Source organism: Ruegeria sp. BC7, from assembly GCF_056539165.1.
Window position 1 is genome coordinate 186,599 of sequence record NZ_JBQFUL010000005.1, and the last position, 12,447, is coordinate 199,045.

Below are 12,447 nucleotides of genomic sequence, written 5' to 3' on the forward strand. Positions count from 1 at the left end.
AGCCAATTCCCCGAAAACGGTTTTGACCCCGAGACTGTCGTGATTATGGCGCACCTGAGAGGACTAATTGACGATATCAATAGGAACTATTTTATTTATTTTCAATAACTTATGTCAAAATCAAAATTGTACGTGTCACTCTATGTGTCATCACTTGGAGGCTGCAAACCAGAATAGCCGATCTGTCCCACATTCAATATTACTTCTCGCCTCAAGTTGATCGCTACAGAATTCCGCTTGAACAAGATAGAGGATGCTGCATCTATGCGTCCACAACTTAAAGACGAGGATCGAAGGTGCTAAGCGAAATTCCATTGACTAAAGAAGAAAAGCTCTTAATTGAGAGGCACTGTATTGAGGAAGTGGCCCGAACAGAGAAATTTATCGACGAGCTGCGTCTGCCGAAATCGGCAAAAGAAGAAATCGTCGGTTCACCCGCATTGCCGCGATTAACAATCGGTTTTGCTCTGGTAACAGGAATTGTCTCTCTAACAGTCCTTAGATGGTTAGACAGTCTAGTTGGATACACTTCGTTCTTTCATGGAATTGGTCTCCCTTTCGTATTGACCAATAATTTGCCCGAGCTTTTGACCTTTTGCTCCGTTGCAATGGCAGTCTGGGTACCTAGTTATTCCTGGGCTGTGGAAGGACGTTATCATTGGGCGACAACCGCCCTAAATGCGCAAAAAAGAGCTTCCGTTCTACACAGCGTCGTTGAGTGTTTGGCAGGTGTTCTAGGTGATTCAGTTCCCGATCTAAGCGACTATGATCACGTTTTTGACGATGCAGAACCAAATTGTCGAATTGACAAACTCTTAAATCGGGAAAATCACAGCTCTCCAAAGGTGAAGGTCAAAAGACGTTTTAGCCCTTAAAAACTACGCGAGTGAGGAAAGGGAGCGCCTTCATTTTGGTTTTCCTAAGGCGGAGATTGTTAATAAATACCAACATGTCCAGAGCGTCGATTTTTAGGGTTCTACTTGTCCACAAGCCTTTGAAGGGTTCTTTGAATCTGTGACACTTGCCATTCACCACCCCTACCTTTTGACCGTTGCCGCCTTTGCTCCACCCTCCAATAAGTCCTTCACATAGTCGTTCCCGTGCGACCTACGATACTGATCAATCGGCATATCCCCGTTGACCTTTACGAACCTTTGGACGGCTCGTTCAAACTGCGGATCAGTTGCGCGTTTTGGGTGAAAATACAGATGCTTGCCTTTAACTTCTGAGAAGCTTGGAGAAGTGAGTTTGTTCAGTTCATCCCCTTTCAGCATAGAACAGGTCAGCGGCCATTCTCAGGTCATCTGGTAGCCGCTCCCTAACGATGCCGGGATTAGTGTCGTATCGGTCCTGAGAATGAACAAGGAGTTCGTCAATAAACTTATCCGGCTCAAGGTCATGCTTGGCGTACTCTGTCGCTTGACCCGGTTTAAGATCGTATTTCCGGAGGATTGCCATGCCTTGTTCACGGACCTCAAGGTCGGTTCCTTCCCGCGACCTCAACAGGCTCCATTCCCTGTCTAGCCTCTTTGTTTCAGCCTGTGATCTTCTAACCGCCTCAGATGGGTCTTTGGTTTTCAGGGATTGGAATAGATAGTGCTTACCCTTGTAGTACCTCTGAACGTCAGCGGGTATTCTGCGACGATAATACGCCGTGCCACTACGCCATTCTACGTTTTCGATCTTTACTTTCATTGGACCATACTGGAACCAGTTGTTCGACATGTGTCACCTAATGTGTCACCTATCAGAGCGCAATATTCATCTAAGGTATTGTATTTACATAATTTTACCAGAAAGAATGGCGCACCTGAGAGGATTCGAACCTCTGGCCTCTGCCTTCGGAGGGCAGCGCTCTATCCAGCTGAGCTACAGGTGCCTTGGTCGTTAGCTAACCTTGATCTGATCCGGGTGCAACTGCAAATCGTCCCCGAAAGACCCGCATTTACGCGAACAAATCATGCGCCAGTTCTAGCGCCTCGACCAGCGTGTCGACTTCATCGGTCGTGTTGTACAGACCGAAGCTCGCGCGGCAAGTTGCGGTAACGCCGAAGAAGTCCATCAGTGGCCCGGCGCAATGATGTCCTGCACGAACCGCGACGCCTTTTTTGTCGAGAATGGTCGAAACGTCATGCGCATGACCGGCCCCATCCAGCGTGAAACTGAAGATCGCAGCCTTGTCTGGTCGGGTGCCCTGAACCTGAAGCCAATTCAGGCCCGCCAGTTTCTCGAACGCATAGTCGCGAAGTCCGGCCTCATGCGCGGCAATGTTCTCCATCCCTAAATCCATCATGTAGTCCAGTGCAACCCCCAGCCCGATGGTCTGAACGATGCCCGGAGTACCGGCCTCGAACTTCATGGGCGGATCGTTGTAGATCACCTGATCTTTGCTGACCTCTTTGATCATGTCGCCACCTCCGATAAAGGGGCGCATCTCGGCCATGCGTTCAGATTTGATGTAGATCGCACCTGACCCGGACGGGCCATACAGTTTATGCCCGGTGATCGCATAGAAATCGCACCCGATGTCCTGCACGTTCACCGGCATGTGCACGGCACCCTGACTTCCATCCACCAGAACCGGAACACCCTTGGCGTGGGCACCTTGGGTGATTGCCTTTACATCGACGACAGTTCCAAGAACATTTGAACACTGCGTTACAGCAACCAGCTTGGTCTTGGGTCCTATTGCATCAATCACCGCCTGCGGGTCCAGCCCTCCGTCCGGGTCAATGTCGACCCATTTAAGGACAACGCCCTGCCGCTCGCGCAGGAAATGCCAGGGAACGATGTTGGCGTGATGCTCCATGACGCTCAGAACGATTTCATCCCCGGCCTCAAGACGTGGCATCGCCCAGCCATAGGCAACGAGGTTGATCCCCTCGGTCGTGCCCGAATTGAGGACGATTTCATCCTCGTCAGCCGCGCCCAGAAAGCGGGCTATGGTGCCTCGGACTGACTCGTATTTTTCAGTGGCCAGATTCGACAGGAAATGCAGACCTCTGTGGACATTCGAGTATTCCTCGGCGTAGGCGCGCGTTACCGCGTCGATTACCACCTGAGGTTTCTGTGCCGAGGCGCCGTTATCCAGATAAGTCAGCGGCTTTCCATTTACCTCTCGGGACAGGATGGGAAAGTCAGCGCGGATTTTCTGCACGTCATACATAGTTCTTCTTCCCTATACGGGGCTCAACACGAGGACAAAGGGCACGGCCACCAAAGCAGACAGCACAACTACCCCAAAGGATTTCAAGATTGACCCGAACTTATGCGCTTCGTTCAGGAAATGCAGTGTGACGTAAAGGCTGATTATCGCAGTCGCCAACAGAAACATGACCATCAGGAATGGCAGCACCAGCGACACTACAAGCGTAACCAGCAATGCGGCGATTTGAAGGTACTGCAGCCAAACCGTCAGGATCATGACGTCGTCAAACGAAGCAACGCCCCCCATGAGCCGCCCAATGAACAGAAATGCAGCGATGCTCAACAGCATTGCGCCTGCAGATCTGACAAGATTCATAAGCACAGGCTCGGGCGGCAAAACCGGTTCGCCTTCGGGAACCGGCACAAAGTGGTCGATGCCTAGTTGGACAAGACCGTTCAGAACAACGGCCAGAAAAAAACCCAACCACAAAACCTCGCGCCCCGGACGCAGGGCCAACAGGTTGCGGGCAGCTTCTGCCGGGTTGGTTAACGTCAGCACCGCCAATTCGCTGAGCGACAAGCCCTTCATTCAGGATACCTCTGCGCTTGCCTTAAACCGGACAACCAGAACCACAGGAAGACTGCAACCCATACCAGGCCGACGACCGAAAGTGTCGGCCCCGGCCCTATGAAGCCCGCGACCAGACCATTCAGCAATACCAACGGTGTTGACGACAAGAGCGCCCAAAACAACGCGACCCGCGCCCCATAAGCCGAACCTTTCCCACCAACCAAACGCGCCGCACCGTAGGATAAAAATGCAAGCAGGTAGAAAAAGAGAGGCAGGATAATCACCGTGCCCAAAAGCGCACCGCCCATGAGCATATTCAGCTCGAGCCCTTCCAGATGCGCGCGCCTGGACAAGCTGGGCAGTTGCGCAATGAAGGCCACGACGCAGAACGCCATGACAAAGACCAACGCACGATCCTCACGTTGCCCCAGTTCGAGAAGCCGGCGCACGACACGGCCCGGCCCCCGATACGTGGCCACAATATCGGACGTCACCGGCATCAGCTATGCCGCGACAACCAGCCTTCCAGCCGGTCCACGATTGCCTGGGCCAGAGCCTCGTTCTCGATCTCGTCTACTGCCTCGGCCAGAAACGCCAACGTCAACATGTTGGTTGCGTCCTTGACCGGAACTCCACGCGAACGCAGGTAGAAAAGGGCCGTCTCGTCGATCGCGCCCGAAGTCGAGCCATGAGAACAGGCGACGTCGTCGGCGTAGATTTCAAGCTCGGGTTTCGCGAGAAACTGACTGTCATCGTCCAAAAGCAACGATTGACTGATCTGATACCCGTCAGTTTTCTGCGCGCCTTCTTTCACAAGGATTTTGCCCTGGAAAACGCCGGTTGCGCCATTGCGCAGCACCTTCTTGAACACCTGGCGGCTTTCGCAGTTCACAGCATCATGGGTGACAAAAACAGTGTCGTCGTGGTGAAAATCTCCATCACCAACACAAGCACCCGCCACATGCGCCACGGCGTCATCGCCAGTCAGCTCGACCACTTGTTCGTTGCGCGTCAGCACGCCGTTCACGGTCAGAGTAAAGGACTTGTAGACCGACTCCTTGCCCAAGCGGGTAAACATATGGGTGGCCGCCCTGCGCTCATGGTCACGACCTTGCGCGCGAACATGGTGCAATGTGCCACTATCAGCGATGTCGATTTCCATGCATTTGTTGAAACGCGAGGCTGCTGGACCGTTTTCAAGGATCGTCACCTCTGCGCCGCTTTCAACGCGAATGATATGGTGCAGCATTGCGTCCGAGGTTTCGGACGCATGGCGATAGACAAAACTGATCGGTTTGGACGGCTTTCCAGTCACGTGAATAGCAATGCCATCAGCAGCAAACGCGGTGTTCAGCGCAGCCAGAGGGCGCGGCACCGGAACTTGCCCGCGCGACTCAAGCACTCCGTACAGTTCTTTGGCCCAATGAATATCTTTGCAGCAGATATCTTCGATCCTGTCGATCGTTACACCTTCAAGGCTCAGATCGTCGGATTCCTCTGGGCTGAACACACCGTCGACGAACACGATTTTCAGGCGATCCAGCTCATCAAACAGCATCGCCTCATCCGGGTGGAACAACGCCGCACGGGGTGCATCCGGTGATGTGAGCGTATCGGGCCGCGTGTATTTCCAATACTCATCACGGCGACCGGGCAGACCCATTTCCAATACCCGCGCCAACGCGTCTTCGCGCGCGGCACGCGTGCAACCTGCGTCGGGCATAACCAGATTGGCCAACCGCGCCTCGGTTGCGGTTTGTTTCACTTCGGGCAGCGCCATCAGTTCACCTCGGCCAGAATGTCAGCGTAACCGTTGTTTTCCACTTCAAGCGCCAGATCAGGACCGCCGGTTTTTACGATCTTTCCATCTGCCATGATGTGAACGACATCCGGTTTGATATGGTCCAGCAGGCGCTGGTAGTGGGTGATCACGAGGAAGCCGCGCCCCGCATCCCGCAGTGCGTTAACGCCTTCTGCGACCAGTTTCATCGCGTCGACATCAAGGCCCGAATCCGTTTCGTCCAGGATGCACATCTTGGGTTCAAGCATCGCCATCTGAAGGATCTCGTTACGCTTTTTCTCACCACCCGAGAAGCCGACATTGACGGGGCGTTTCAGCATGTCCGCGTCGATCTTCAGGGATTTCGCCTTGGCACGAACCTCTTTCAGAAAGTCAGCCGCCGACAGCTCATCTTCGCCGCGCGCCTTGCGCTGCGCGTTCACAGCGGTGCGCAGGAAGGTCATGTTGCCTACACCCGGAATCTCAACCGGATATTGGAAGGCCAAGAAGACACCGGCAGCGGCGCGTTCCTCGGGCTCCATCTCCAGCAGATCCTCACCATCCAGAGTGGCCGAGCCATCGGTGACTTCGTACCCGTCGCGGCCCGACAGCACATAGCTGAGCGTCGATTTACCCGAGCCGTTTGGCCCCATGATCGCGTGCACTTTTCCTGCCTCGACGGTCAGGTCGACGCCTTTGAGGATTTGCTTTTCTTCTTCCTCGAGTTTCACGTGCAGGTTTTTGATTTCCAGCATTTTTTGACCCTTTAGCGTATCGCAAGGGACCACCCGGCCCCGATATGTTCTGAATTCAAGAGAGAGAGTTCGGGATTACCCGACAGACCCTTCGAGGCTGATCGCAACAAGCTGCTGTGCTTCCATTGCAAACTCCATCGGCAACGCCTGCAGGACGTCCTTGCAGAACCCGTTGACGACCAGCGCCACGGCTTCTTCCTCGTCCATGCCGCGCTGACGGCAATAGAATAGCTGATCGTCATCCACCTTCGATGTCGTCGCCTCGTGCTCAACCCGGCTCGAGTTATTCTTGACCTCGATATACGGCACTGTATGCGCCCCGCATTTGTCGCCAATCAGCAGGCTGTCACACTGGGTGTAGTTCCGGCTGTTCTTGGCCTTGGGATGCATCGAGACCAGCCCTCGGTAGGTATTCTGCGCCTTACCCGCGCTGATGCCCTTGGACACGATCCGCGACTTGGTGTTCTTGCCAAGGTGAACCATCTTGGTGCCGGTATCGGCCTGCTGGTAGTTGTTCGTGATCGCGATCGAATAGAACTCACCCTGGCTTTCCTCGCCGCGCAGGATGCAGGATGGGTATTTCCATGTCACGGCCGAGCCAGTTTCAACCTGCGTCCACATCACCTTGGAGCGATCCCCCCGGCAATCGGCGCGTTTGGTCACAAAGTTATAGATACCGCCCTTGCCATTCTCATCCCCGGGGAACCAGTTCTGAACGGTCGAGTATTTCACCTCGGCGTCTTCCTCGATGATGATCTCGACCACAGCGGCATGCAGTTGCGCAGTATCGCGCTGGGGTGCGGTGCAGCCCTCAAGGTAAGACACATACGAACCCTTGTCGGCGATGATCAGAGTGCGCTCAAACTGACCGGTGTTTTCCGCGTTGATGCGGAAATAGGTGCTCAGCTCCATCGGGCAGCGCACACCCGGCGGGATGTAAACGAACGATCCATCCGAGAACACGGCCGAGTTAAGCGTGGCATAGAAGTTGTCCGAGACCGGAACCACTGAGCCAAGGTATTTCTTGACCAATTCAGGATGTTCACGGATCGCCTCGGAAATCGAGCAGAAGATCACACCGGCCTTCTTCAATTCAGCCTGGAAAGTCGTGCCAACGGAGACCGAGTCAAACACGGCATCCACAGCGACCTTGCGGCCTTCGGCGGGCGCATCTTCGGCCCCCTCGACGCCTGCCAGAATCATCTGCTCTTTCAGTGGAATGCCCAGCTTTTCATAAGTGGCCAGCAGTTTCGGGTCGACCTCGTCCAAGGACTTGGGCTTTTCTTCCATCGACTTGGGACGGGCATAATAATACTGGTCCTGAAAGTCGATCTTAGGATAGTTAACCATCGCCCAGTTGGGCTCTTCAATCTGGGTCCAGCGTTCGAACGCGGCCAGACGCCATTCGGTCATCCACTCGGGCTCTTCGTTCTTTTCCGAGATCAGACGGACGATATCCGGGTTCACGCCCTTGGGCGCGTATTCCATCTCGATATCGGTATCCCAACCGTATTTATAGGTTCCGACCTCGCGCACCGCATCCACGGTTTCCTGATCGACACCTTCTTTTACCTGGGTCTGGTCCAAAGCGGCCATAAGACACCCTCCGTCAGATCACGCGGCACGCGCGCGATGCTTTTTCTCTTTTTCCAGCCACGTTTCCGCGAAACGCAGCACATCTTCTTCACTCGTATGAGGGCCAAGCGATACGCGAATTGCGCTGGCCGCCGTTGCCTCATCAAATCCCATTGCAGTCAAAACCGCGCTTGCCCGAACTTTGCCGCTGGAACAGGCCGAGCCCGCGCTAACCGCAAATCCTGCCAAATCCATCTGCATGACCTGAGTTTCGCCTTTCCAACCAGGGGTCGCGAAACAAAGGGTGTTGGGCAGGCGCTCCTGACCTTTTCCGACAAAAATAGTAGATTTAGAACCAGCCTCAAGGGTCTTTTCTAGAATATTTCTAAATTCTTTGACCCGCTCCCAAACACCATTGGCCAAATCGCGCGCTGCAGCCTCGGCCGCAGCGCCAAACCCGGCGATTCCAATGACGTTTTCCGTTCCCGAACGACGCCCCATTTCCTGTCCGCCGCCCTTTATCCGCGCAGGCAAATCAGTACCCCGCTTCATCACGACCGCACCGATTCCTTTTGGCCCACCCAGCTTGTGCGCCGAAATCAGCGCCATTTGCGTGTCCAGCCAGTTGAAAGCAACAGGCAACTTGCCAAAAGCCTGAGTCGCATCCGTGACCGCCAGTCCCGCTGGCAGCGACTGAATGATCCCCGTTTCCGAGTTCGCAAGTTGGAGTGTTGATTTCTGAGGGGCCGGGACTTCGACCAGACCGACTTCTGATACAGCCAGATCTTCCTCTATCCACGCTCGGACGGCGTCATGTTCGATGCTGGCTCCACTCAGACCGCGACCCTCCAGTGCCAGCGCTGCGCCCTCTGTTGAACCCGAAGTGAAAACAATATCCGAACCGTCCGCGCCAAACGCAGACGCGATCTGTGCCCTCGCCCGTTCGACGAGAGCCTTGGCTGCGCGACCTTCCGCGTGCACCGATGATGGGTTCCCGCAAACCACCATCGCGGCGATCATCGCTTCGCGCGCTTCGGGCCGCAGCGGAGAGGTCGCATTGTGGTCAAGATAAACACGACTCATGGATACACCTTTGCCGAGCCAGCAAGTCGTCCATTCGCCGCAATTACAGGAACCGCCATCTTATTCGTCCACAACCGCGAAAAGGCTCGGAACCGCGGGGCACGGGGCAAGATCGTTCTTGATGACATCCGAAAGCCGGGTCTGGTGCAGAAACACGTAGACATGAGCGCTCAGACCTTCCCACAAGCGATTGGTCAGGGATTGCGCACGGCTACCGGATGAAGCGCCCGACGCTCCGGCCCCCTTTTGCATTGCATCAACCGTTTCATCAACTGCGGCCAGAATTTCGACAACGCGTATTTCTGCCGCGGGTCGGGAAAGCCGATAACCACCGCCAGGACCACGAACCGACGAGACAAGATCGGCTCGGCGCAACTTGACGAACAGTTGTTCCAGATACGGCAAAGAAATATCTTGTCTTTCCGAGATTTCGCCAAGCGTTACTAACCCGTTGGACGGCTGAAGTGCGATATCGGCCAACGCTACCATCGCGTAACGACCCTTGGTCGACAGCTTCATTGTCTTTCCCTCTTGGCAGGTTACACGCGAAAACATTGACGCCGCCGCTGCCAGTGCGTATCTCCGACTGACAGCGCCCACAAGCGCACATCACAATTAGAACCGTTCTAAGGTGCCCGACGATAACCGTCAAGTATATCCGGGCCCCCAGAAGAAAAAGACAGGACCGACGCACACATGCCCGAGGTGATTTTTCCCGGACCAGAAGGCCGCTTGGAAGGCCGTTACCACCCGCAAAAGGAAAAAGACGCACCGATCGCCATCGTGCTGCACCCGCATCCTCAATTCGGCGGGACCATGAACAACAAGGTGGTCTATAATCTTCACTATGCGTTCTACAACATGGGCTTCACCGTTCTGCGGTTCAACTTCCGTGGTGTAGGTCGTAGCCAAGGCGAGTATGATCAGGGCGTTGGTGAGCTAAGCGATGCAGCCTCGGCACTGGATTATCTGCAGTCGATGAACAACAACTCGAAACACTGTTGGGTTGCCGGTTTCTCGTTCGGTGCGTGGATTGGCATGCAACTGCTGATGCGCCGCCCCGAAATCACCGGCTTTATCAGCGTTTCGCCCCCGGCCAATATGTACGACTTCTCGTTCCTGGCCCCCTGCCCGTCGTCCGGCCTGATCATCAATGGCTCGGCAGACCGAGTCGCACCACCTGCGGACACGACAGCGCTGGTCAACAAGCTGCACGAGCAAAAGGGCATCACCATCACCCATAACGAGGTTGAGGGCGCTGACCACTTCTTCCAGGATCGCCACATGGACACTCTGATCACCGATGTCAGTGACTATGTGAAACGTCGACTAACCGAGACCACGCGCTAATGTCCGATTCCCTCAACACCCTCGCGGCAAAACTGGCCGAGGACACGTTGAAAGTCATGGACGAAACCGGTGAAGACCGCTTTTTTGTCGAGGTTGGTGAATTGCTTGGCGCATCCTCTCAAACGCTGGAGGAGGCGTTTCTGACCGAGATTCGGGTGCGGCTGGCGGAACGCAAGGCACGTCAGTTTGTGATTCAACGTCTGTCGGAACATCGCAAGAAAATAAAGGCGATTGAAAAACAATGACTGAGAGACTGTCCGCGCAAGTCCAATTCCTTAAATGCGCGGACAAACTGAAATCGGTTGATCGCGCCAACGCCTTGTTGGATCAGTCCCGCCCGGAAAATGCGGCAGAGCATAGCTGGCAACTGGCTCTTTGGGCCTTGGTCATGGAACCCTTGGCTGGTGATGAGGTCAATATCGACCGAGTCATCCGTATGCTTTTACTGCATGATCTGGTCGAGATCATCGTAGGGGATCACCCGATCCACCTTGCGACAGATTGGCAGGCCGTTGAACGCGCGGAACGCGCGGCGGCGGCAGAGTTATTCGGATTGCTCCCCAACGACCAATCGCAGGAATTCCTGTCGCTATGGCAAGAGTTTGAGGCGGACTTATCAGCCGACGCCCGGTTCGCCAAAATCCTCGACCGGTGCCAGCCCATGTTCCAAGTGCTGTGCGCGCCTGAACCGCGTTCTGATCACTTGGATGTTGTCCGCAACAACCTGAGCGGCGGACGTGCGGCTTATCTGGAAACAGACTTCCCCGACGCGTTCCGGCTTGCCCGTGCAATGCTTGAAAAAACGGCAGGCCAAGACACGCCGTTCGCTAGGCGTCTTCCTTTTCTGGCCGAATCCGACCAGCTCAAATCCGTGTCACGGGCATCTCGGCTTTTGTCAGGCGCGCGGTTCGAGAACTCTGCCGAACACTCATGGCATATCATGCTGTTTGCGTGGGTGCTGTCCGAGTATGCCGACCCGAGTGTTTCAATCCACCGCGTCCTCAAAATGCTTCTACTGCATGATATCGTCGAAATAGATGCCGGAGATCACCCGATTCACGGCCATGTTGACCATGCCGCGCAAGAAGCCGAGGAACAGGCTGCGGCGACCCGATTGTTCGGATTGCTCCCGTCGGACCAGAATCAAATGTTTTACTCGCTTTGGCAGGAGTTCGAGGCCGCTGAAACGCCTGATGCGCGTTTTGCCAAGGCGATTGACCGGTTTCAGACACCGATCGGAAACCTTGAAACCGGTGGCGGCTCATGGGTGGACTACAACGTGACCTTTGCCCAAATCGAAACGCGTGTTGGCAAACCTATCTCACGGGGTGCCCCCCGGCTGTGGTCATGGCTGCGGCCGCAGTTGGACCGGTATTTCTCGGAAAACCTGAACCACTGACGAAAAAAGGGGCTGCAACACCCCTTTTTTCTCGCAAACGGCAGACGCTAGGTTTCAGTACCACTCAACCATTCAACATTCCTGGCCACACTGTTCTTGACGGATCCCCCGTCAGCTAGCCACCCCAGCGCCACAATCAAAGCCGATACAGCGATGACGGAAATTGCAAACTTCGTCATAAAAATACTCGCAAAAAAATACTAACAAACATGGGTCTAGTGCCACATATTTTCTTTAATAAACAGTAAGGTAAACCAGACCCTCACCGCGTCACATTCAGCCGGCGGAGGCAAGATTGCCGGTCTTGCAAAAACCTCTTGCAGTGGCGCAAAGTTCCGTGCTCAACAAAGTGACTTACACTCAACGCGAGACCTGCCGTGCCTAAAGCGTATTTGATTCTTCTTCTGGCAGTTATTGCTGAGACCGTTGGCACGACTTCCTTGCAAGCCAGCCAGCAATTCAGCCGATTCTGGCCATCAGTGCTTGTCGTTGTGTCTTACGGCATCGCCTTCTACCTACTGGGTCTGACGCTGAAATACATGCCCGTTGGAATCGTCTATGCGATCTGGTCCGGCCTTGGCATTTTTCTGATCGCGATCATCGGGTTCATCGTTTTTGGGCAAAGGTTGGACTGGCCCGCCGTTCTTGGCCTGACCATGATCCTGACTGGAATCCTTGTCATTCACCTGTTTTCAAAGACCGCAGGCCACTGACCGCCGGTTAGGGCTGGTCTATTTGGTCAATCCGCGTTATGCGCGCGGCAACTTCCCGTTCAAAGGCTGACCTC

14 protein-coding genes and 1 tRNA gene are annotated in these 12,447 nt (G+C 54.7%); 5 read left to right on the forward strand and 10 right to left on the reverse strand.

The genetic code is table 11. The features are described 5' to 3' along the window. Positions 1 to 314: 314 nt before the first annotated feature. Complete coding sequence (locus ACR0KS_RS14575; protein WP_170566563.1) at positions 315 to 875, forward strand: hypothetical protein; 561 nt, start codon at positions 315 to 317, stop codon at positions 873 to 875. Positions 876 to 1,257: 382 nt separating this feature from the next. Here the strand turns inward: ACR0KS_RS14575 and ACR0KS_RS14580 are convergent, their stop codons facing one another. The 10 genes from ACR0KS_RS14580 to iscR form a co-directional block, all read right to left on the reverse strand. Then, positions 1,258 to 1,695, reverse strand: coding sequence for a DUF6538 domain-containing protein (locus ACR0KS_RS14580; RefSeq protein ID WP_170566561.1), 438 nt, complete (start codon positions 1,693 to 1,695; stop codon positions 1,258 to 1,260). A gap of 107 nt (positions 1,696 to 1,802) precedes the next feature. Beyond that, positions 1,803 to 1,879: transfer RNA gene (locus ACR0KS_RS14585), tRNA-Arg, on the reverse strand. Positions 1,880 to 1,945: 66 nt separating this feature from the next. Beyond that, entirely contained in the window at positions 1,946 to 3,166 is a 1,221-nt protein-coding gene (locus tag ACR0KS_RS14590) for a cysteine desulfurase (RefSeq protein ID WP_170389282.1), read from the reverse strand. A gap of 12 nt (positions 3,167 to 3,178) precedes the next feature. Next, complete coding sequence (locus tag ACR0KS_RS14595; protein WP_170485331.1) at positions 3,179 to 3,736, reverse strand: YIP1 family protein; 558 nt, start codon at positions 3,734 to 3,736, stop codon at positions 3,179 to 3,181. Then, complete coding sequence (locus tag ACR0KS_RS14600; protein WP_170566559.1) at positions 3,733 to 4,218, reverse strand: YIP1 family protein; 486 nt, start codon at positions 4,216 to 4,218, stop codon at positions 3,733 to 3,735. The genes ACR0KS_RS14595 and ACR0KS_RS14600 overlap by 4 nt, the downstream gene beginning before the upstream one ends. Then, complete coding sequence (locus tag ACR0KS_RS14605; protein ID WP_170566558.1) at positions 4,218 to 5,498, reverse strand: SufB/SufD family protein; 1,281 nt, start codon at positions 5,496 to 5,498, stop codon at positions 4,218 to 4,220. The genes ACR0KS_RS14600 and ACR0KS_RS14605 overlap by 1 nt, the downstream gene beginning before the upstream one ends. Beyond that, on the reverse strand, positions 5,498 to 6,253 hold the full coding sequence (sufC, locus tag ACR0KS_RS14610; protein WP_170566557.1) for a Fe-S cluster assembly ATPase SufC: 756 nt from the start codon (positions 6,251 to 6,253) through the stop codon (positions 5,498 to 5,500). The genes ACR0KS_RS14605 and sufC overlap by 1 nt, the downstream gene beginning before the upstream one ends. A gap of 75 nt (positions 6,254 to 6,328) precedes the next feature. After that, positions 6,329 to 7,849, reverse strand: coding sequence for a Fe-S cluster assembly protein SufB (gene sufB / locus ACR0KS_RS14615; protein ID WP_170413089.1), 1,521 nt, complete (start codon positions 7,847 to 7,849; stop codon positions 6,329 to 6,331). Positions 7,850 to 7,867: 18 nt separating this feature from the next. After that, entirely contained in the window at positions 7,868 to 8,911 is a 1,044-nt protein-coding gene (locus ACR0KS_RS14620) for a cysteine desulfurase family protein (RefSeq protein WP_170566555.1), read from the reverse strand. Positions 8,912 to 8,971: 60 nt separating this feature from the next. Continuing rightward, positions 8,972 to 9,430 carry a Fe-S cluster assembly transcriptional regulator IscR gene (gene iscR / locus ACR0KS_RS14625; protein WP_170485326.1) on the reverse strand — a complete coding sequence of 153 codons (459 nt, stop codon included), beginning with the start codon at positions 9,428 to 9,430 and terminating at the stop codon, positions 8,972 to 8,974. Between the two features lie 177 nt (positions 9,431 to 9,607). Here iscR and ACR0KS_RS14630 point away from each other — a divergent pair, with 177 nt between their 5' ends. The 4 genes from ACR0KS_RS14630 to ACR0KS_RS14645 all read left to right on the forward strand — a co-directional run bounded on the left by ACR0KS_RS14630 (position 9,608) and on the right by ACR0KS_RS14645 (position 12,373). Then, complete coding sequence (locus tag ACR0KS_RS14630) at positions 9,608 to 10,261, forward strand: alpha/beta hydrolase (RefSeq protein WP_170389274.1); 654 nt, start codon at positions 9,608 to 9,610, stop codon at positions 10,259 to 10,261. Then, positions 10,261 to 10,506, forward strand: a complete 246-nt coding sequence (locus tag ACR0KS_RS14635; protein ID WP_170389273.1) for a hypothetical protein — start codon at positions 10,261 to 10,263, stop codon at positions 10,504 to 10,506. The genes ACR0KS_RS14630 and ACR0KS_RS14635 overlap by 1 nt, the downstream gene beginning before the upstream one ends. Beyond that, a complete protein-coding gene (locus ACR0KS_RS14640; protein ID WP_170803193.1) occupies positions 10,503 to 11,660 on the forward strand; it encodes an HD domain-containing protein in 1,158 nt (385 codons plus the stop codon). The genes ACR0KS_RS14635 and ACR0KS_RS14640 overlap by 4 nt, the downstream gene beginning before the upstream one ends. 377 nt (positions 11,661 to 12,037) lie before the next feature. Beyond that, a complete protein-coding gene (locus ACR0KS_RS14645; RefSeq protein ID WP_170413098.1) occupies positions 12,038 to 12,373 on the forward strand; it encodes an SMR family transporter in 336 nt (111 codons plus the stop codon). Positions 12,374 to 12,447 lie beyond the last annotated feature (74 nt).

Bases quoted from the DNA above. Each gene is read 5' to 3' on its own strand.
- ACR0KS_RS14580 (WP_170566561.1), bottom strand. From the start codon at position 1,695: ATGAAAGTAAAGATCGAAAACGTAGAATGGCGTAGTGGCACGGCGTAT.
- ACR0KS_RS14590 (WP_170389282.1), bottom strand. From the start codon at position 3,166: ATGTATGACGTGCAGAAAATCCGCGCTGACTTTCCCATCCTGTCCCGA.
- ACR0KS_RS14595 (WP_170485331.1), bottom strand. From the start codon at position 3,736: ATGAAGGGCTTGTCGCTCAGCGAATTGGCGGTGCTGACGTTAACCAAC.
- ACR0KS_RS14600 (WP_170566559.1), bottom strand. From the start codon at position 4,218: ATGCCGGTGACGTCCGATATTGTGGCCACGTATCGGGGGCCGGGCCGT.
- ACR0KS_RS14605 (WP_170566558.1), bottom strand. From the start codon at position 5,498: ATGGCGCTGCCCGAAGTGAAACAAACCGCAACCGAGGCGCGGTTGGCC.
- sufC (WP_170566557.1), bottom strand. From the start codon at position 6,253: ATGCTGGAAATCAAAAACCTGCACGTGAAACTCGAGGAAGAAGAAAAG.
- sufB (WP_170413089.1), bottom strand. From the start codon at position 7,849: ATGGCCGCTTTGGACCAGACCCAGGTAAAAGAAGGTGTCGATCAGGAA.
- ACR0KS_RS14620 (WP_170566555.1), bottom strand. From the start codon at position 8,911: ATGAGTCGTGTTTATCTTGACCACAATGCGACCTCTCCGCTGCGGCCC.
- iscR (WP_170485326.1), bottom strand. From the start codon at position 9,430: ATGAAGCTGTCGACCAAGGGTCGTTACGCGATGGTAGCGTTGGCCGAT.
- ACR0KS_RS14630 (WP_170389274.1), top strand. From the start codon at position 9,608: ATGCCCGAGGTGATTTTTCCCGGACCAGAAGGCCGCTTGGAAGGCCGT.
- ACR0KS_RS14635 (WP_170389273.1), top strand. From the start codon at position 10,261: ATGTCCGATTCCCTCAACACCCTCGCGGCAAAACTGGCCGAGGACACG.
- ACR0KS_RS14640 (WP_170803193.1), top strand. From the start codon at position 10,503: ATGACTGAGAGACTGTCCGCGCAAGTCCAATTCCTTAAATGCGCGGAC.